General features: G+C 73.5%; 14 protein-coding genes. 8 read left to right on the forward strand and 6 right to left on the reverse strand.

Annotation, left to right across the window (positions count from 1 at the left end):
- Window positions 1-70: 70 nt before the first annotated feature.
- Window positions 71-1342, forward strand: a complete 1272-nt coding sequence (locus tag ACN265_RS05350) for a bifunctional folylpolyglutamate synthase/dihydrofolate synthase (protein WP_232378176.1) — start codon at window positions 71-73, stop codon at window positions 1340-1342.
- A complete protein-coding gene (locus tag ACN265_RS05355) occupies window positions 1339-1872 on the forward strand; it encodes a DUF4233 domain-containing protein (protein WP_421406229.1) in 534 nt (177 codons plus the stop codon). Before ACN265_RS05350 ends, ACN265_RS05355 begins: the two co-directional genes overlap by 4 nt.
- Window positions 1873-1878: 6 nt before the next feature.
- Here ACN265_RS05355 and ACN265_RS05360 read toward each other — a convergent pair whose 3' ends face one another.
- Window positions 1879-3318 (reverse strand): VOC family protein, encoded by a 1440-nt coding sequence (locus ACN265_RS05360; protein WP_421406230.1) that lies wholly within the window; start codon window positions 3316-3318, stop codon window positions 1879-1881.
- A gap of 141 nt (window positions 3319-3459) precedes the next feature.
- On the opposite strand from ACN265_RS05360, the gene ndk reads away from it, so the two are divergent.
- On the forward strand, window positions 3460-3885 hold the full coding sequence (gene ndk / locus ACN265_RS05365) for a nucleoside-diphosphate kinase (RefSeq protein WP_204926261.1): 426 nt from the start codon (window positions 3460-3462) through the stop codon (window positions 3883-3885).
- Window positions 3886-3927: 42 nt separating this feature from the next.
- Here the strand turns inward: ndk and ACN265_RS05370 are convergent, their stop codons facing one another.
- The gene (locus ACN265_RS05370) at window positions 3928-6390 is read right to left on the reverse strand and encodes a glycogen debranching N-terminal domain-containing protein (RefSeq protein ID WP_420116250.1); all 2463 of its coding nucleotides are present in this window, start codon (window positions 6388-6390) and stop codon (window positions 3928-3930) included.
- A gap of 123 nt (window positions 6391-6513) precedes the next feature.
- Here ACN265_RS05370 and ACN265_RS05375 point away from each other — a divergent pair, with 123 nt between their 5' ends.
- A complete protein-coding gene (locus ACN265_RS05375) occupies window positions 6514-7296 on the forward strand; it encodes an alpha/beta fold hydrolase (RefSeq protein WP_420116249.1) in 783 nt (260 codons plus the stop codon).
- A gap of 16 nt (window positions 7297-7312) precedes the next feature.
- Here ACN265_RS05375 and ACN265_RS05380 read toward each other — a convergent pair whose 3' ends face one another.
- Genes ACN265_RS05380 through ACN265_RS05390 form a run of 3 tightly spaced genes read right to left on the reverse strand, consistent with a single transcriptional unit; the run spans window position 7313 to window position 9889 of the window.
- A complete protein-coding gene (locus tag ACN265_RS05380; protein WP_420116248.1) occupies window positions 7313-8101 on the reverse strand; it encodes an ABC transporter permease in 789 nt (262 codons plus the stop codon).
- Window positions 8102-8111: 10 nt separating this feature from the next.
- On the reverse strand, window positions 8112-8882 hold the full coding sequence (locus ACN265_RS05385) for an ABC transporter permease (RefSeq protein ID WP_421406233.1): 771 nt from the start codon (window positions 8880-8882) through the stop codon (window positions 8112-8114).
- The gene (locus ACN265_RS05390; protein WP_357932043.1) at window positions 8879-9889 is read right to left on the reverse strand and encodes an ABC transporter ATP-binding protein; all 1011 of its coding nucleotides are present in this window, start codon (window positions 9887-9889) and stop codon (window positions 8879-8881) included. Before ACN265_RS05390 ends, ACN265_RS05385 begins: the two co-directional genes overlap by 4 nt.
- Window positions 9890-10208: 319 nt before the next feature.
- On the opposite strand from ACN265_RS05390, the gene ileS reads away from it, so the two are divergent.
- Window positions 10209-13355, forward strand: a complete 3147-nt coding sequence (ileS, locus tag ACN265_RS05395) for an isoleucine--tRNA ligase (RefSeq protein WP_421406234.1) — start codon at window positions 10209-10211, stop codon at window positions 13353-13355.
- Between the two features lie 150 nt (window positions 13356-13505).
- Complete coding sequence (locus ACN265_RS05400; protein WP_204926266.1) at window positions 13506-14216, forward strand: lysophospholipid acyltransferase family protein; 711 nt, start codon at window positions 13506-13508, stop codon at window positions 14214-14216.
- 109 nt (window positions 14217-14325) lie between these two features.
- Here the strand turns inward: ACN265_RS05400 and ACN265_RS05405 are convergent, their stop codons facing one another.
- Window positions 14326-16446 (reverse strand): hypothetical protein, encoded by a 2121-nt coding sequence (locus ACN265_RS05405; RefSeq protein WP_421406236.1) that lies wholly within the window; start codon window positions 16444-16446, stop codon window positions 14326-14328.
- A gap of 207 nt (window positions 16447-16653) precedes the next feature.
- Here ACN265_RS05405 and ACN265_RS05410 point away from each other — a divergent pair, with 207 nt between their 5' ends.
- A complete protein-coding gene (locus ACN265_RS05410; RefSeq protein WP_421406237.1) occupies window positions 16654-18684 on the forward strand; it encodes a TIGR03960 family B12-binding radical SAM protein in 2031 nt (676 codons plus the stop codon).
- Between the two features lie 178 nt (window positions 18685-18862).
- The gene (locus tag ACN265_RS05415) at window positions 18863-19582 is read left to right on the forward strand and encodes a TIGR03936 family radical SAM-associated protein (RefSeq protein WP_204926471.1); all 720 of its coding nucleotides are present in this window, start codon (window positions 18863-18865) and stop codon (window positions 19580-19582) included.
- Window positions 19583-19685: the final 103 nt, after the last annotated feature.

Consider the following 19685-nt stretch of genomic DNA (forward strand, 5'->3'; position numbering starts at 1 on the left):
CCGGCCCGGGGCCGGGCGCGGCGAGTTCGCCGCCGTCGACGCCGAGCTGGCCGCGCGCGGGTTCACCCGGATGCACTTCGAGCTGGACCGCATCGAGATGCTGCTCGACCTGCTGGGGAGCCCGCAGCGGGCGTACCCGTCGATCCACCTCACCGGGACGAACGGCAAGACGTCCACGGCCCGGATGATCGACTCGCTGCTGCGGGCCTTCGGCCTGCACACCGGCCGCTACACCAGCCCGCACCTGGAGACCGTCCGGGAACGGATCAGCCTGGACGGGGAGCCCGTCGACGAGGCCCGCTTCGTCGCCACGTACCGCGAGGTGAAGCCGCTGGCCGACCTGGTCGACCAGCGGTCGGCCGAGCCGCTCACCTACTTCGACCTGACCACCGCGTTGGCGTTCGCCACGTTCGCCGACGCGCCTGTCGACGTGGCGGTGGTGGAGGTGGGGCTGGGCGGTGCCGAGGACGCCACCAACGTGCTCCAGGCCGGGGTGGCGGTGCTCACCCCGATCGGGTTGGACCACACCGAGTGGCTCGGTGACACCCTGGAGGACATCGCCCTGCACAAGGCCGGCATCATCCACTCCGGGGCGACGGTCATCGCCGCCGCGCAGGAGGAGGAGGCGGCCCGGCCGATCCTGGAACGGTGCGCCGAGGTCGGTGCCACGGTCGCCCGGGAGGGCGCGGAGTTCGGGGTGCTGCGCCGGGCGGTCGCCGTCGGCGGCCAGGTGCTGACCCTCCAGGGCCTCGGCGGGGTGTACGACGAGGTGTTCCTCCCGCTGCACGGGGCGCACCAGGCGCAGAACGCGGCGGTGGCGCTGGCCGCCGTCGAGGCGTTCCTCGGGGCCGGGGCGAAGCGGCAGCTCGACGTCGAGGCCGTCCGGGAGGGTTTCGCCGCGACCAGCTCCCCGGGCCGGCTGGAGAAGGTGCGCAACGCCCCGACGGTGCTGCTCGACGGGGCGCACAATCCGCACGGGATGGCCGCCACGGTCACCGCGCTGCAGGAGGAGTTCGCGTTCAGCAAGCTGGTCGGGGTGCTCGCCGTGCTCGGCGACAAGGACGCCGCCGGCCTGCTGGAGCTGCTGGAACCGGTGCTCGACTCGCTCGTCGTCACCCGCAACTCCTCGCCCCGGGCGATGCCGGCCGAGGAACTGGCCGAGCTGGCCCGGGAGGTCTTCGGGCCGGACCGGGTCCAGGTGGCCGACTCGATGCCGGATGCCATCGAGGCGGCCGTCGCCGAGGCCGAGTACGACGTGCCCGGCGAGTTGGCCGGGGTGGGGGTGCTGGTCACCGGCTCGGTGGTGACGGTGGCCGACGCCCGACGGCTGCTGAAGCGATGACCGGCCCGACCCCGGGCCGCCCGCACCCGGACCGCCGCCCTGCCGACCCCCCGGAGCCGGCCCGAAGCGCCGGCCCGGCCGGAAGTGCCGGAAGTGCCGACCGCACCGCCCCGACCGCAGGCACCGGCCCGGCCGCAGGCAGTGCAACGTCCGACCGCACCGGCCCGGCCGAGGGCACCGGCCCGGCCGGGCGGCGCTCGGGGCTGCGTAACCCCGAGGCGGCCGTCCGGGGTCTCGGGGCCGGGACGCTCGGCCTGGAAGCGCTGGTGCTGCTGCTGGCCATCCAGCCGATCCGGCTGGTCGGCGGGCACTTCGGCGGGGCGGCGATCGCGGCCACGGTGGCGCTGGCCGTGGCGGCGGTGCTGCTGGCCGGCCTGATGCGACGCCCGTGGGCCTGGTCGGCGGGCACCGTGTTGCAGGGGCTGCTGCTGCTCGCCGGCCTGCTGCACTGGTCGCTGTTCGGGCTCGGGGTCATCTTCGCCCTGGTCTGGGCGTACGCGTTGCACGTGCGGCGGGTCATCCTCGGCTGAGCGGGGTCACGCCTCGGCGCGTTCCCGCCACTGGGTCAGCGCGATGCCGTGCCCGTCCGGGTCCCGGAAGGCGGCGGCCCACACCTCCAGTTTGGTGCCCCGGTTGACCACCCGGGGCGCGTAGGTGAACCGGACGCCGGTGTCCTTGAGCCGCCGGTACGCCGCCTCGATGTCGTCCACCTCCAGGTTGACGTGGACCAGCCGGCGGCTGATCGGGGCGGCCCCGGTCACCTCGCGCAGCACCAGCCGGGTCTGCCCGGAGGCGAGCACCGCGTTGCCGGTGCCCCGGTCGAACTCCTCGAAGCCGAGGTCCCGGTAGAAGTCCAGCGAGCGGGACAGGTCGGTGACCAGCAGGGTCAGCCCGACGCCGCTGATCGGGCCGGCCGCGTCGTCGCCCCCGGCGGTCGCGGCAGCCGGGTCGTACCCGAAGATCGCCTCGTCCAGGTCGGGGTCGAGCCGGCCGTCACCGGTGGTGGGCCCGTCCAGCGGTACGTCGACCGGGTCGAGGATCGGCGCGTCGAACCGTTCCTCGGCGGGCGGCCGGGGGGCGGGCGCAGCGGTGGCCGGGCCGGCGGCGGCACCGGTGGGGGTGGTGCCGGCAGGGCCGGTGGCGGCAGTGGACGCGGCGGCGGTCGAAGCGGCGGCGGTGGGGGCGGTGGCTCGGCGGGGGAGTTGGCCGGTCGCCGGCTGCTCGACCAGGGTGCCCTCCAGCACCACCGGGCCGCCCGGCCGCTGGTGCACCACCACCCGCTCCCGCTCGTCGGTCAGCACCTCCACGTCGTCGCGCAGCGGCTCGGACCGGACCGGGTCCGGGTGCGGCGGCTCCGGACGCAGCGGATCGGCCCGGACCGGGTCGGCGGGCGGCGGGTCGCGCAGGTCGTCCCGGAACTCGTCGTGGAAGTCGTCGTCGGCCGTGCGGCCCGCCCACGGCGGGGCCTCCTGCTGGATCAGCAGGTCGTCGAGCGGCTCGGCGTCGGCGTACTCCGGGGGCAGGTCGGTCACGCCCGCGGCGGCCTCGGTGTGGGTCGGCACCTCGTCCCACAGGACGCGGACGTGCCGCTGGTCGTCCAGGGCCACCCGGATCGGCAGGGTCTGCCCCAGCGACGGCCACTTCGCCACCGGCACCCGAGGCTCGATGATCTTCTTGGACCGGGGCGGCAGGCCCGGCGCGTCGATCACCAACTGGAGCTCGCACCGGCCGAAGGAGTACTGGGTGGGGGGTTCGGAAGCGCTGTGCACGTGCCCGACGCCGACCACCCAGGTGCGTCCGCCGCCGCGTACGGTGCCCAGGGCGACGGCGAGCACGACCAGGGCCACGCCGAGCGCGACGATGGCCCAGCTGGTCATGCCCAGCCCGAACAGGACGACGAAGACCGCCACGGTGCCGAGCACCGCGGCGATCAGCTTGCGTACCGGCGCGATGGTGCGGTTCCCGCCATTCGCCACAGTGGACCTCCCAGGGGTCAGAGCCAGGCTAGGCCGCGCGGCGACCGAGGGAAAGAGCAGCCGCCGCGCCGGTGCCGGTACCGGGTCGCTAGGCTGACCGTACCCAGCCGAACCGCCTTGTGCGCACAGGAGGAACCCAGCGTGTCCAGCAGCAGCCCGGATGAGCGCACCCTCGTACTGATCAAGCCCGACGCGGTGCGTCGTGGCCTGGTCGGCGAGATCATCTCCCGTTTCGAGCGCAAGGGCCTGCGGATCGACGCGCTGGAGATCCGGACGCTCGACGGCGGGTTCGCCGACCAGCACTACGCCGAGCACGTGGACAAGCCGTTCTACCCGCCGCTGAAGACGTTCATGACCAGCGGGCCGCTGGTGTCGCTGGTGCTCTCCGGCGACCAGGTGATCGAGGTGGTCCGGGCGATGATCGGCAGCACCGACGGGCGTAAGGCCGCCGCCGGCACGATCCGGGGTGACCTGTCGCTGTCCAACCGGGAGAACCTGGTGCACGCCTCGGACTCCACCGACAGCGCCAAGCGCGAGATCGCGCTCTGGTTCCCCGCCCTGGGCTGACCCCGGGACACCCTGCTGGCGGCCCAGGGGCGCGGAGCCGCGTCAGGTGGCCGGGCGGTCGCGGAACGGGCGACCCCGGCCGAGCGCGTCGGCGTACCCCCAGCGGCCCCTGATGTCGAGCAGCTCGATCTGGCCCAGTTCCTCGGGGACCGCGGCGTCGACGGCGAGATGGTCCTCGTACGGTTCCAGCCCGAGCAGCACGCGCAGCAGCATCAGGGGCGCTCCGGCCGACGGCGCGTACGGGCTGTCGGTGAAGCCGTGCGGGACGGGGACGTGGGTGGTGGCCCGGTCGTAGCCGGTGAGGTACGCCGGCAGCCGGCCCTGGAAGTGCCGGGCGGCGTCGAGCAGCCCGGTGGCGACCCGGGCGGCCTGCGCCCGGAACCCGGCCCGGCGCAGCCCCCAGGCGATCAGCGAGTTCTCCCAGGGCCAGACCGCGCCGGTGTGGTGGCCCAGCGGGTTGTAGTCGGCTGCCGTGCTGGCCAGGGTGCGGATGCCCCAGCCGGAGTACAGCGCCGGGGACATCAGGTGCGCCACCAACTGCTCGGCGCGGTGCGGGGCGACGATGCCGGTGCACAGCAGCTGCCCCATGTTGGACGTGAGGGAGTCCAGCGGGACGCCGTCGAGCTGCACCGCCACCGCGTAGTGGCCCTGGTCGGGCAGCCAGAAGTCCCGGTCGAACCGGTCCCGCAGCCGGGCGGCGTCGCGGTCGAGCTGGTCGGCCCAGGCGGGATCGTCCCAGAACCGGCGGGCCATCCGGGCGGCCCGGCGGCGGGCCTCGAAGGCGTACCCCTGGATCTCGCAGATCGCCAGGGGGTAGGTGGCCGGTCGGCCGTCGGCGAAGCAGATCGCGTCGGCGGAGTTGCGCCAGCTCTCGTTCTGCGGTCCGGTGCGGGTCGGGCGTCGGGTGGACCAGACGTAGCCGCTGTCGGCCCGGTCCGCGTCGTGGTCGAGCCAGCCGATGGCGGCCCGGATCTCGAACTCGAACCGGCGTACCAGTTCCGCGTCGCCGGTCCAGCGTTCGTACTCGTCGAGCAGGATGACGAAGGCGGCCGTGGTGTCGGCGGCGCTGAAGCTGGCCGACTCCGGGGTGTCGTTGAACGCGCCGGAGTCGCCGTACCGGCTCTCCTGGACGATCTTGCCGGGTTGTTCGCCGCGGAACGGGTCCTGCCGGACGCCCTGGCTCAGCGCCAGGATGCGCAGCGTGTTGACCGCCCGTTCGGGCATGAACGGCAGCGCCTGGAAGCTGCTGACCAGGCTCTCCCGGCCGAGCAGCGCCATCGACCAGGGCAGCCCGGTGGCGGGCAGCGCGGTCTGGAAGTTCAGCCCGGGGTAGTGCAGCGCGGCCAGGTCCCGCACGCCGTACTCGTACGCCTGCTGCAGGGGTTTGTGGTCGGCGCGCAGCCGGGGCACCCCGGCGGTGCGGGCGCTGATGTCCCGGCCCCGCTGGTGCTGGCTGCGCCCCACCGAACTGGTCAGCCGTTCCCGCAGGTCACGGCGGTGCAGGTCGCGCAGGAGGGCGAGCACCCGCAGCCGGGTGGACCAGGTGCCGTGGGGGTCGACGGTGAACGTCCAGGTCAGGCCGTGCTCGTCGAGCGCGGCCGGCGTGCTGGAAGTGATCACGGTTTCCCGGTGCAGGCCGGCCCGCTTGTAGTGCAGCCGTAGCGCGTCGTCGGCGATGGTGACGGTCACCGGCCGGGCCCTGCGGAAGCCGTCGCGGACCTCCAGCACCTCGGCGAAGTCCGCGCCCGCGTCGAGCCGGACGACGTAGCGCACCGGTTCCGGCGCGTAGTTGAACAGGGTGATCTCCTCCTCGTACTCCGGACCGACCCAGCGGTGCCGCAGCACGGAGGTGGTGGCGTTGACGTAGTGGGTGGGTTCGCCGGGGACCAGTCCGAACTTCGCCTCGTAGGTGGCGACGTCGTCGACGGAGAGCACCGAGAGGGACTCGGTGTTGATGGTCAGCGCCCAGGTGGACAGGAACCGGGTGTCGAAGGAGAAGAGCCCGAGCGGGGAGGTCGGGGTGGCCCGCACGTCCCCGTTCTTCTCGCTGATCATGAACATGTTGCCGGCGAAGACGCTGGTGACCTCGTGCAGCCCGATGACACCGGAGGCGGTGTGCGGGACCAGTTCGGCGGCGGGTTCGGTGCCGACGCTGTCGGCGGCGACCGGGAGCAGCCGCCGGAAGGTGAACAGCAGCGCCAGGTCGCCGGCGACCGAGGCGTCGCCGCGCAGCAGCATCGACACCATGTTGTCCCGGCCGGCCAGCAGCCGGACGAACGCCTCGGGTCGGACCTCGACCGTGCAGTCGGGGTGTTTGCCGGTGCGGGCGACCCGGATCTGTGCGCCGTCGAGCCGGACGAACCAGGTGGCGGTCTCGCCGCCCTCGGCGACGACGTCGAACCGGAGCAGTCCGCTGGGGGCGACGGGCAACCGGCCCCGGCCGTCGGCGACCAGGGCGGCGAAGAACTCGTCGATCCGCCCGTCCACGGCCCGCTCCCGTTCCACCGCTGCGCCACCCGAAAAAGGTCCAGGTGTGCCAAAAGGAACAATACGCCGTGCCCGAACCGACCGGGCGCGCTTAAGTGGAAGAACGCCACTACCTGCGAAAACGCCGGGGAGGGTTCGACGATGGACGGGCAGACTGCCGCCGGGATGCGGTACTGGACGTACGGGCACGGCAGGCGCGGCACCTTCCTGCTGGTGCACGGCTGGTGCTGCGACCACGACTTCATGGCACCCCTGGCCCGGCACCTGGCCACCCGCCAGGACCGGGTGATCGCCGTCGACATGCCGGGCCACGGGGCCAGCCCGCCCCCAGCCGACGGCTACGGGGTCACCGCGATGGCCGGTCACCTGCGGGCCTTCGTCGCCGCGCTCGACCTGCGCCGGGTCTTCGTGATCGGGCACAGCCTGGGCGGGGTCTGGTCACTGCAGGCCGCCGCCGGGGACCGGGACCGGTTCGCCGGGCTGGGACTGCTCGACTCCGCGGTGGCCGGGGCACCCGGTTCCGCCGCCGCGATCGCCCAGGTGGCGGCGTCGCTGCGGGAGGACACCTCGGGCGCGGTCCGGGAGTCGATCGTCAGGTCGTACTTCCCGCCGTACTCCGACCCGCGCCTGGTGGAGCGGGTGGTGGCGGCCACCGCCCGCCCGTCGACCGAGGTGGCGTACGCGCCGATCGCCGGGCTGGCCGACTGGATCGCGGCCGAGCAGGACGTGGCCGCCCTGCGCCGCTGGGACCGCCCGCTGCTCTTCGTGGGCAGCAACGCCCCGTTCGCCGACTACGCCCGGCTGGCCGAACTCGCCCCGCAGGCGTTCATCGGGCAGACCGTGGGTTCCGGGCACTTCGTGCAGCTCCAGGTGCCGGCGCAGGTCGACGCGATGGTCGACCGCTACCTGGAGGTCACCGACTAGCGTCGCCCGCACCGCCTCAGAGGGTGTCCAGCGAGGCGCGGCGACGGGACTCCGCCTCGAAGATCGTCAACAGACCGGCGGCCAGCACGGCGTAGCCGACCCCGACGGCCAGTTCGAGGCCGATCGCCGGCAGGACGTCGCCGAGCGGGGCGCCGCCGGCCAGCCGCCGGGCCGCGTCGGCGGCGTGGGTGATCGGCAGCACCGCGCCGACCGCACGGATGCCCGCCGGCAGGCTGTCGGCCGGCACGTTGACGCCGGTGAACAACAGCAGCAGCGCCACCGCCACGTTCGAGATCAGGAAGACGTCCCGGAAGCGCAACCCCAGCGCGCCCAGGGTCAGCCCGAAGAAACCGCAGGCCAGCGCGGCGGTGGCCAGTGCCAGCAGCAGGCCGGGCAGGGCGGTGGCCGGGACCCGCAGGCCGAGCAGGAGCGCGGCCACGGTGAGCGTGCTCGCCGCGATCAGCAGGCCGTTGCCGGCGTACGGCAGCACCCGGCCGAGGAAGATGGCGGTGCGGCTGCGCGGGGAGAGCAGCACGTGCCCCAGGGTGCCGAAACGCCGCTCGTTGGCCACCGCCATGGTGCCGCCGTAGACGCAGGCCAGCGCGGCGGTGAGCACCGCGTTGCCGACGACGTAGAACCGGTCGTCGGCGACCCCGAACTCCCGCCCCAGGTAGGCGAAGAAGAAGAGTTGGAACAGCGGGCCCACCAGCAGGGTGCCCACGAAGATCGACGGGGTGGTCCAGTTGAACAGGGCCCGGTAGGCGATGACCCCGCCCACCCCGACCAGCCGCAGCAGCGCGCCCACCGGTGCCTCCTCAGGCCAGGGCCAGGGTCGCGGTGACCCGGGCCCGGCGCTCGACGTACGTCATCAGGGCCCAGCCGGCGGCCAGGCAGGTCAGGCTGATCGCCAGGCAGACGGCCAGCGCCGGCCAGACCGGCCCGCCGGACGCGGCCTCGTGCACCGCGCGGGCACCCCAGGTGGTCGGCAGCACCGCGGCGACCGGCCCGGTCCAGCCGGGCAGCGCGGTGACCGGCACGAGCATCCCGGAGACCAACCAGATCGGGTACTCCAGCGTGTTCGCCAGCGCGTTGGCGTGCCGCAGCAGCACGAAGCCGGACGCCAGCAGCAGCCCGAACATGCCCAGCCCGGCGATGCAGCCGGCGACGGCCACCGGGAAGGCCACCGGGTGGGCGAAATCGAGCGGGATGCCGTACAGCAGCCGGCCCCAGGCCAGCGTGGCGAGCATCGCGTACGTGCCGGTGATGCCGGTGGCCAGGGTGACCGGCAGCAGCACCAACGCCGGCGACCGGGGTGCTAGCATGATCATCTCCAGGGTGCCCTGCCAGCGCTGGTTCTGGATCGCCCCGCCGGAGCCGAACAGCACCGTCGACCAGACCCCCATCAGGCCCGCGCCGACCGCCGCCTCCAGTAGCCGGTCCGGCTCACCGCCGGCCCGGAACAGGTAGACCGCCAGGGTCGCCTGCACCACCGGGACGATCAACGCGATGGCGATCTCGAACGGGGAACGGCTGAGCTGCTTGACGTGCAGCAGCGCACCGACCGCGATCATCCGCAGGGTGTTCACGCCGGCACCGGCCCGGCCACCGGCGTCGGCGCCGCCGCCCGGTTGACGATCGCCACGTACGCGTCCTCCAGGGTGGGCTGCCGGGCGGTCACCCGGCCCAGCCGTACCCCGTCCAGCTCCCGCAGCACGTCGGCCTGCACGTCCACCCCCGCGTCGGACTGCACCCCGAGGACCTGCGCCGCCCCGTGCACCGCCAGGCTCACCTCGCGGACGCCCGGCCGGGCCCGGATCGCGGCCAGCTGCCCGTCGGTCACCCCGTACGCCTCCACCTCCAGCACCCGCCGGCCGTCGGCGTGGTGGCGCAGCTCGGCGGGGGTGCCCAGGGCCTGGATCCGGCCGCCCGCGATCACCGCCATCCGGCCGCACAACTCGTCGGCCTCGGCCATGTAGTGCGTGGTCAGCAGCACGGTGGTGCCGGTGGCGGCCAGGTCGGCGACGGTCTGTCGCAGCTCCCGGGCGGCCACCGGGTCGACCCCGATCGACGGTTCGTCGAGGAACAGCACCCGGGGCCGGTGCAGCAGCCCCCGGGCGATGTGCAGCCGTTGGCGCATCCCCCGGGAGTAGCCCTCGACCCGGTCGTCCTCCCGGCCGGTCAACCGGACCAGCTCGAACAGTTCGGCGATCCGGCGCTTCTGCTCCCGGCCCGGCACGCCGTACAGCTCGGCGAAGTAGCGCAGGTTGTCCCGGGCGGAGAGCCGGTCGTAGAGCCCCCGGTCGCCGCCGAAGACGTACCCGATGCGACGGCGCACCTCCCGGGTGTGCCGGACCACGTCGAAGCCGCATATCCTCGCCGTGCCCGCCGTCGGGACGAGCAGGGTGTTGAGCAGCTTGATGGTGGTGGTCTTGCCGGCGCCGTTCGGGCCGAGCAGGCCGAACAGCTCACCGTGGCCGACCGCGAGGTCCACCCCGGCGACGGCGTGCACCTCCCGGCGCTGTGGTCGTAACCATCCGGTCCGGCTGCGGTAGCTGCGGTGCAGCCCGACCGCCTCGATCGCGTGCTCACCCATGGCCGCGAATCTATGGGCCGGCCCGGCCGCCCGCACCCCCGTTACTCGGCGGCGGCGACCCGGACAGGTCGAGTATCCTTGCCGGTACAGGCGACGACCCGGCCATCACCGGTGAGCCTCCGGAAGAAAGGGCCCGCAGGGTCCGACTAGAACCGGACGGGGCGGCCCGTCACAGCCGGCCAACGAGCGGGCGGTCGATCCTGACCGTCAAGCGGGGTGGTACCGCGGGCCAGGCCCGGAGCGTCGACGACGGCGTACCGGACAGGGCTCGTCCTCGCAGACCACGACTGAGTGAGCTGCCAGAGGAGAGCGACCCCCGATGGGCTATCCGCTGCACGACCCGACCGCCGCCGGCGTCCCGGCGAGCCCGGACCTGCCCGACGTCGAGCGCCGCGTCCTGGAGCACTGGCGCACCGACCAGACCTTCGAGGCGTCGGTGACGGCCCGGCCGGCCGGCGACGACGGCAAGAACGAGTACGTCTTCTACGACGGCCCGCCGTTCGCCAACGGCCTGCCGCACTACGGACACCTGTTCACCGGGTACGTCAAGGACGTGGTGCCGCGCTACCAGACCATGCGCGGCCGGCACGTCGAGCGGCGCTTCGGCTGGGACTGCCACGGCCTGCCCGCCGAGGTGGTGGCCGAGAAGCAGCTCGGCATCACCAGCAAGGCGGAGATCCTCGACCTCGGGGTGGCCCGGTTCAACGACGCGTGCCGCTCCTCGGTGCTGGAGTTCACCCAGGACTGGGAGCGGTACGTCACCCGGCAGGCCCGCTGGGTCGACTTCACCAACGACTACAAGACCCTCGACCTGGACTACATGGAAAGCGTCATGTGGGCCTTCAAGACCCTGCACGACAAGGGCCTGGTCTACGAGGGCTTCCGGGTGCTGGCGTACTGCTGGCGGTGCGAGACGCCGCTGTCGAACACCGAGACCCGGATGGACGACGTCTACCGCGACCGGCACGACCCGACGCTGACCGTGTGGTTCGGGCTGACCGCCGACGAGTCCGCCCCGGAGCTGCTGCGTGGGCCGGTCAGGCTGGGCGTCTGGACCACCACGCCGTGGACCCTGCCGTCCAACCTCGCGCTCGCCGTCGGCCCCGACATCGAGTACGCGGTGCTCGACCGCGACGGGGAACGGTTCGTCGTCGGCGCGGCCCGGCTCGGCGCGTACGCCAAGGAGCTGGAGGGCTACCAGCAGGTCGGCACCGTGTACGGCCGGGACCTGGTCGGGCGGCGGTACACCCCGCTCTACGACTTCCTCGTCGAGCAGGCCGGCGAGAACGCCTACCAGGTGCTCGGCGCGGACTTCGTCACCACCGAGGACGGCACCGGGATCGTGCACCTCGCCCCGGCCTTCGGTGAGGACGACCAGAACGTCTGCAACGCCGCCGGCATCCCCACCATCGTCACCGTGGACGACCACACCCGGTTCACCGCGTTGGTCCCGCCGTACTCCGGTGAGCAGGTCTTCGACGTCAACAAGCCGGTGATCCGGGAGCTGAAGGAGCGGGGGGTGGTGCTGCGGCAGGACACCTACACCCACTCGTACCCGCACTGCTGGCGCTGCGACACCCCGCTGGTCTACAAGGCGGTGTCGTCGTGGTTCGTCGCGGTGACGCAGTTCCGGGACCGGATGGTCGAGCTGAACCAGCAGATCAACTGGACGCCCGGGCACATCAAGGACGGCTCGTTCGGCAAGTGGCTGGCCAACGCCCGGGACTGGTCGATCAGCCGCAACCGGTTCTGGGGCTCGCCGATCCCGGCCTGGAAGTCCGACGACCCCACCTATCCCCGGGTGGACGTCTACGGTTCGCTGGCCGAGATCGAACGGGACTTCGGCGTACGCCTGACCGACCTGCACCGGCCGGCCGTCGACGACCTGACCCGCCCCAACCCGGACGACCCGACCGGCAGGTCGACGATGCGCCGGGTGCCGGAGGTGCTGGACTGCTGGTTCGAGTCCGGTTCGATGCCGTTCGCCCAGGTGCACTACCCGTTCGAGAACGCGGACTGGTTCGAGCACCACTACCCGGGCGACTTCATCGTCGAGTACATCGGGCAGACCCGGGGCTGGTTCTACACCATGCACGTGCTGGCCACCGCGCTGTTCGACAGGCCGGCGTTCCGTAACTGCCTCAGCCACGGCATCCTGCTCGGCTCCGACGGGCGCAAGATGTCCAAGAGCCTGCGCAACTACCCGGACGTCTACCACGTCTTCGACGCGTACGGCTCGGACGCGATGCGCTGGATGCTGATGTCCTCGCCGGTGCTGCGCGGCGGCGACATGGCGGTCACCGAACCGGCGATCCGCGACGCCGTCCGGCAGGTGCTGCTGCCGCTGTGGAACGTCTGGTACTTCTTCTCGCTCTACGCCAACGCCGCCGGGCACACCGCCCGGCGCCGGACCGACTCGACGCACCTGCTCGACAGGTACGTGCTGGCCAAGACCCGGGAACTGGTGGAGACCGTCGGCGCGCAGATGGACGCGTACGACATCTCCGGGGCGTGCGGCACCGTCCGGTCCTACCTGGACGCGCTGACCAACTGGTACGTGCGTCGCTCCCGGGACCGGTTCTGGTCGGGTGACGCCGACGCGTTCGACACGCTGTGGACGGTGCTGGAGACGCTCTGCCGGGTGGTGGCGCCGCTGGCCCCGCTGACCGCCGAGGAGATCTGGCGCGGGCTGACCGGCGAGCGGTCGGTGCACCTGACCGACTGGCCGTCGGCGCAGGACCTGCCCGCCGACCACGACCTGGTCGCGGCGATGGACGCCACCCGGGACGTCTGCTCGGCGGCGCTGTCGCTGCGCAAGGCCAAGGGGCTGCGGGTCCGGCTGCCGCTGCCGAAGCTGACCGTGGCCTCGCCGGTCGCCGACCAGCTCCGGCCGTTCGCCGACCTGGTCGCCGACGAGGTCAACGTCAAGGAGGTGGCGTTCTCGGCGGAGGTCGCCAGCTACTGCCAGCAGGTGCTGACGGTGGTGCCCCGGGCGCTCGGCCCCCGCGTCGGCAAGCAGGTGCAGCAGGTGATCAGGGCGGTCAAGGCGGGGGAGTGGGAGCTGCGCGACGGCGCTCCGGTCGCCGCCGGGGTCACCCTCGCCGAGGGTGAGTACGAGCTGCGCCTGGTCGCCGCCGACGCCGAGCACTCCGCGCCGCTGCCCGGTGGTGAGGGCGTGGTGGTGCTCGACACCGAGGTCACCCCGGAGTTGGCCGCCGAGGGGCTGGCCCGGGACGTGGTCCGGGTCGTGCAGCAGGCCCGGCGGGACGCCGACCTGGACATCTCCGACCGGATCGTGGTGTCGGTGTCGGCCTCCGAGCAGGTCCGGGCGGCGGTGTCGGCGTACACGGGGTTCGTGGCCCGGGAGGTGCTCGCCGACACGGTGGACTTCGCCGACGGCGTCGACGGCTTCGCCGGTGAGGTCGGCGACGGCGAGCGGGTGACGGTGACCGTCCGCCCGGTGTGAGGACGTCGGTGGGTCCCGGCCCGACGGGCCGGGACCCACCGACCACCCGCGCCATCCAGCAGGCGGACGCGCGTGCACCCGTTGGGTCCTACGGGCGTCCGTCCGCTACCGTGACACCGCCTGTTTCACCGTACGACCGCCGGAGGACCCGTGCCGCTGCTCTACACCATCGGCAAGCTCACCGTGGGACCCGCGATGCGGCTCGCGTTCCGCCCGGTCGTGGAGGGGCTGGAGCACATTCCGGCGAGCGGCGGCGCGATCTTCGCGGGCAACCACCTCTCCGTCGCCGACGAGTTGCTGCTCGGCACCGTCGTTCCCCGGCACCTCGCCTTCTGGGCCAAGTCGGAGTACTTCACCGGCACCGGCCCGAAGGGCGCGCTGTCCAAGTTCGTGCTCACCGGCCTGGGGGCCATCCCGGTCGAGCGGGCCGGTGGCCGGGCCGCGCTGTCCGCGTTCGACGCGGCCATCCCCGCGCTGCGCGGCGGTGACCTGGTCGCCGTCTATCCCGAGGGGACCCGGTCGCCCGACGGCCGGCTCTACCGGGGACGGACCGGCACCGCCCGGCTGGCGGTGGCGGCCGGGGTGCCGGTGATCCCGGTCGGGGTGACCGGCACCGACAAGGTCCAGCCGATCGGCACCCGGATTCCCCGCCCCGGCAAGGCGAAGATCGTCATCCGGTTCGGCAAGCCGCTGGACTTCACCGGCCGCTCCGACGACCGCACCTCGCTGCGGGAGATGACCGACGAGCTGATGGCCGAGATCCAGAAGCTCACCGGCCAGGAGTACGTCCCCCGGTACGCCCCCCGCCGCGCCGAACCCACCTCGGGCGGTACGCCCACCGCCGGCAGCGCCCCGGCCTGACCGCCGCGCCCGCACCCGACCGGCGCGGGCCGGTGTGACCGGCACCGCCGCCTGACCCACCTGCGGGGCTGACCGCAGGACCAGCCCGGCCTCCGTACGGTGGCCGGGCTCAGCCCTGCTTCGGGATGACGATCTGGGCGCGCATGGTGGCGAGCAGTCGGGCGCTGTCGTCCACCGAGAGCCGGGTGAACACACCCGTGGCGCTGCTGCCGTGGTCCACCGAGGTGCAGACCACCACGTCGGTGCCGTCGGACGAGCCGGTGGCGCAGCGTTCGTACCGGCCCCGCACGCCGCTGTCGACAGGTTGGGGGGTATCCAGCTTGAAGGTGTCGGTCAGCCGCACCATCGCGTCGTCCGCGTCGGACTCCGGCCGGAGCCGGAAGCCGGTGTCACCGAAGACGATCACCCGTTTGCCGTCGGAGGTGCTGTAGACCCCGGCGTAGACGTCCTCGGCGAGCAGGTTCGCCTTGCGCACCTCGGTCTTGAGCTTGTCGACCTCGCTGCCGGAGTCCGAACGCAGGGTCAGGTCGGCCACCTGAGCGGGCAGGGCGGCGTCGGCCGGGTACTGCTGCCAGGCCGGCTTGCCGAACCAGGCGGGGCAGCCGCAGCAGCAGACCAGGCTGAGCAGCAGCACCCAGGGCCAGCGTCGCCGCTTGCGGCGGACGTACCCCTTGGGCGGCCGGTTGGGCGGTGGCTGCGGCGGCGGGGCGGGCGGCTGCGGGCGGACCCGCCGCTGCTTCGGCGGGCGGGGCGGCGTGGGCGGCGGCTGCGGTGGCGGTGACGCCGGGCGGGCCGGGGGTGGCGACACCGGGCGCGCCGGTGGCAGGGGCGCCGGCCGCGCGGCGGGCACCGGCGTGACCGGGTACGGCCGGGTCGGCGAGGGTGTGACCGGCCCGGCCGGTGCCGCCGACTGGTACGGTGCCGCCGGGCTGTGCTGGCGTGGCGGGGTCGGCGTGTGCTGGTGCGGCGGGGTGGGGGTGTGCTGGTGGGGCGGGACCGCCGCGGCGGCGGGTGGCGGCTGGTCGACGGCCGCCGGGTAGGGGTGGGTCGGCGGTGGCGCGTACGGCAGCGGCACCGGCTCCGGATGGTGTACGTCCCAGCCACCGGTGTCGACACCCGCCCACGGGTCGACCGGCGTGCGGTGTTCGGGCAGCTCCGGCGGGGGCGGTGGAGGTGGCGGAAGCGGCACGAACTGGACCGACTCACCCCACGCGGGGCGACGCGGCGGCGGTGGGGGCACGGCGGCGGAACCGCTCCACCGGGGTACCGCGGGCTCCTCCAGCGTCTGGTCGGGACGCTGCCCGCCCGGGTGCTCGACCCGGGTGGCGTCCGGCCGCTGCTCCACGCGGGTGGCGTCGGGACGCTGCGCCACCGGCGTGTCGTCGGGATGCCGCTCGATCCGCGTGGGGTCGGGACGCTGCTCCGGCCATCCGGCGTCGGGCTGCTCCACCCGGGTGGCGTCGGGCCGGTGCGGTGCGCCGGGCGGGGCGATCCGGCCCGGAACGGCGGCCGACCCCCGGGCCGGGGTGACCGGGCCGGGTGCGACCCCCCGCGCCGGCCCCGCCGACTCCACCGGATCGGCGGACGCGACCGGGCTGACCTGACCCGCTGGGCTGGTCGGCTCCGGCGGGCTGGTCGGCTCCGGCGGGTCGGATTGAGCGGCAGGGCCGGTAGGTGCCGGCGGGCCGCCCTGCGTCGCGGTGCCGCCCTGCGCGGTGGGGTCGTCCTCCGTGACCGTGTCGCCCTGCGCGGTCGGGTCGTCCTCCGTGACCGGGTCGCCCTGCGCGGTCGGGTCGTCCTCCGTGACCGGGTCGTGCTGGTCGGTCGGGGCTTCCGGTGCGGTCGGGGTGCGCCGCTCGGCCGGGTCGTCCTGCGCGGTCGGGTCGGCGGGCCGCGGTGAGGTGTCGGGGGCCGGCGGTGGTTCCGACTCCGTGTCGGGTCCGGGGGAGTTGCCGGCGGGCGGCGACGGGGCGGGCCCTGGTGCAGTGGGGACGGCGACCGGCTCTGCGGGGGCGGTGGCGTCACCGGCCGGGTCGGCCGGCGGAACCGGAGCGGGTGCGGCGGCCGGCGTCGCCGGGTCGGTGGGGTCGCTGGGCGGCGGTACGGGGAGGTCGGCCGGACCGGTGGCGACCACCGGATCCTGCTGCCGACCCGGGACGGGGTCGTCCCCGTCGGCCGGCCGGTCTGCTCCCGGCTGCGGCTCCGGCATCGCGGCAATCTCCTCTCGCACCGGTTGCGAGGTTAGTACCGGGCCGCCACCTCGACCAATCGGCCGCCCTCGGCCCCCGCCGACCGGGAAGCCTCGCACAGCCGGCCCGGGGCCCGCCGGTGCGGTCCCCGTCGGCCGGCCGACCGGTGACGGTGGGACGGCTGACGGGAGCGGGCAGGTCGGCGGTGCGGCGAGCCGTCCGCCGGTGGACGCGTACCCTTGGGCTCCATGAGTGCTCCGTCCACGACCCCGCGCCCCGCCGCGGCCCCGACCGACGACGCGGCGGTCGCGTCGCCGCACCACGACGCCACGTTGTCGGTGTGGCCCCGGCTGGAGGCGCTGCTGCCCCAGGTGACCAAGCCCATCCAGTACGTCGGTGGCGAGCTGGGCGCGGTGGTCAAGGACTGGGACGCCGCGACCGTACGGTGGGCGCTGATGTACCCCGACGCGTACGAGGTGGGGCTGCCCAACCAGGGCGTGCAGATCCTCTACGAGGTGCTCAACGAGCTGCCCGACGTGCTGGCCGAGCGGACGTACGCGGTCTGGCCGGACCTGGAACGGCTGATGCGCGAGCACGACGTGCCGCAGTTCACCGTCGACGCGCACCGCTCGGTGCGCCGGTTCGACGTGTTCGGGGTCTCGTTCTCCACCGAGCTGGGCTACACCAACCTGCTCACCGCGATCGACCTGGCCGGCATTCCGATGCTGGCGGCCGACCGCACCGACGCCGACCCGGTGATCGTGGCCGGCGGGCACGCCGCGTTCAACCCGGAGCCGATCGCCGACTTCATCGACGCCGCCGTGCTCGGCGACGGCGAGGAGGCGGTCCTGGAGATCACCACGATCGTCCGGGAGTGGAAGGCGGAGGGCTCCCCGGGCGGCCGGGACGAGCTGCTGCTGCGGCTGGCCCGCACCGAGAGCGTCTACGTGCCGCGCTTCTACGACGTGGACTACCTGCCCGACGGCCGGATCCAGCGGGTGGTGCCGAACCGCCCGGACGTGCCGTTCCGGGTGCACAAGCGCACGACGATGGACCTGGACGCCTGGCCGTATCCGAAGAAGCCGCTGGTGCCGCTGGCCGAGACGGTGCACGAGCGGTACGCGGTGGAGATCTTCCGGGGCTGCACCCGGGGCTGCCGGTTCTGCCAGGCCGGCATGATCACCCGTCCGGTGCGGGAGCGGTCGATCACCACCGTGGGGCAGATGGTGCAGCAGGGGCTGGAGTTCTCCGGCTTCCACGAGGTGGGGCTGCTGTCGCTGTCGTCGGCCGACCACTCCGAGATCGGCGACATGTGCTCCGGCCTGGCCGAGCAGTACGCCGGCACCAACGTGTCGCTGTCGCTGCCGTCGACCCGGGTGGACGCGTTCAACATCGACCTGGCGCAGGAGTTGTCCCGCAACGGCCGGCGTACCGGGCTGACCTTCGCCCCGGAGGGCGGGTCGGAGCGGATCCGCAAGGTCATCAACAAGATGGTGTCGAAGGACGACCTGATCCGTACGGTGGTCACCGCGTACACCAACGGCTGGCGGCAGGTGAAGCTGTACTTCATGTGCGGCCTGCCCACCGAGACCGACGCCGACGTCCTGGAGATCGCCGACATGGCGCACGAGGTGATCCGGGCCGGGCGGGCGGCCACCGGCTCCAAGGACATCCGCTGCACCGTCTCGATCGGCGGGTTCGTGCCCAAGCCGCACACCCCGTTCCAGTGGGCGTCGATGGAGCGGCCCGAGGTCATCGACGGCCGGCTCAAGCTGCTCAAGCAGGCCATCAACGCGGACCGCTCGCTCGGCCGGGCCATCGGTTTCCGCTACCACGACGGTGAGCCGTCGCTGATCGAGGGCCTGCTCAGCCGGGGTGACCGCCGGGTCGGCGCGGTGATCCACGAGGTGTGGCGCAACGGTGGCCGGTTCGACGGCTGGAGCGAGCACTTCTCGTACCAGCGCTGGGTGGACGCCGCCGCAGCGGTGCTGCCGGGCTTCGGTGTCGACCTGGACTGGTACACCACCCGCGAGCGCGACGAACTGGAGGTGCTCCCCTGGGACCACCTCGACTCGGGCCTGGACAAGGACTGGCTCTGGCAGGACTGGCAGGACTCGCTGGGCGAGTACGAACAGGACGACTGCCGGTGGACCCCGTGCTTCGACTGCGGCGTCTGCCCGTCGATGGACACCGAGATCCAGATCGGGCCCACCGGCCGCAAGCTCCTACCGCTCACCCCGGTGACCGCGTTGAAGGTGCCCACCGGCGCCCAGCAGTGACAGGCGACGGGACGGGGCGGCGCGCCACGGCGGGCCGCCCGTCCCGTTGCGGCGGGTGTGCGGCTATCGTCACCGGCAGCCCGCGCCACGGGGACCGGTGACCAGACCGAGGAGTACGACGATCAGCAGGAAACCACAGCCGGAGGGCGGGCAGGCGCCCGTCGTCCAGCGTGTCCGCATCCGGTACGCCAAGCGCGGGCCGTTGCGGTTCACCTCCCACCGGGACTTCGCCCGCGCCTTCGAGCGCGCCCTACGCCGTGCCGCCGTGCCGGTGGCCTTCTCCCAGGGCTTCACCCCGCACCCGAAGATCTCCTACGCCAGCGCCGCCCCCACCGGCGTGGCCAGCGAGGCGGAGTACCTGGAGGTCGGCCTCCAGGCGGCGGTGGACCCGGAGCAGCTACGGGTGGCCCTCGACGCGGCGCTCTCGCCCGGCCTCGACGTGCTGGACGTGGTGGTCGCGACCGGGGGCAGCCTGGCGGAACGGATCGAGGCGTCGTACTGGCGCATCGAGCTGCCCGGGGTCGAGCAGGCGGTGGCGCAACGGGCGGTCGCCGCCTTCGTGGCCGCCGAGGAGGTGCAGGTCGAGCGGATGACCAAGCAGGGCCGGCGGACGTTCGACGCGCGGAACGCGGTGACCCGCATCGATGTGTTGCCCCCGGTGCAGACGCCTTCCGGGGCAGCGGAGCCGTCATGTGCGATACTCGAACTGGTCGTACGGCAGGTCACCCCGTCCGTACGACCCGATGACGTCCTTTCCGGCCTCCGCGTGGTGGCCGCCCTGGAGCCGCCGGTCTCCCCGAGGGTGATCCGGCTGGCGCAGGGCGTGTTGACCGCGCAGGGCGCGATCGTGGATCCGTTGGACGCGGATCGCGGCGGGGCAGCCATCGGAGAACGCTGACCGTCGGTCGGCGTTCTGGCAGGCAGACTTCGGCGGTCGCGCACGTCGCGCGCCCGGCGGAAACACTTTTGCGGCGATCCTGCGTGGCAGCGCTCACCCGCGC

Source organism: Micromonospora sp. WMMD730 (assembly GCF_049178955.1).
Classification (GTDB): domain Bacteria; phylum Actinomycetota; class Actinomycetes; order Mycobacteriales; family Micromonosporaceae; genus Micromonospora; species Micromonospora wenchangensis.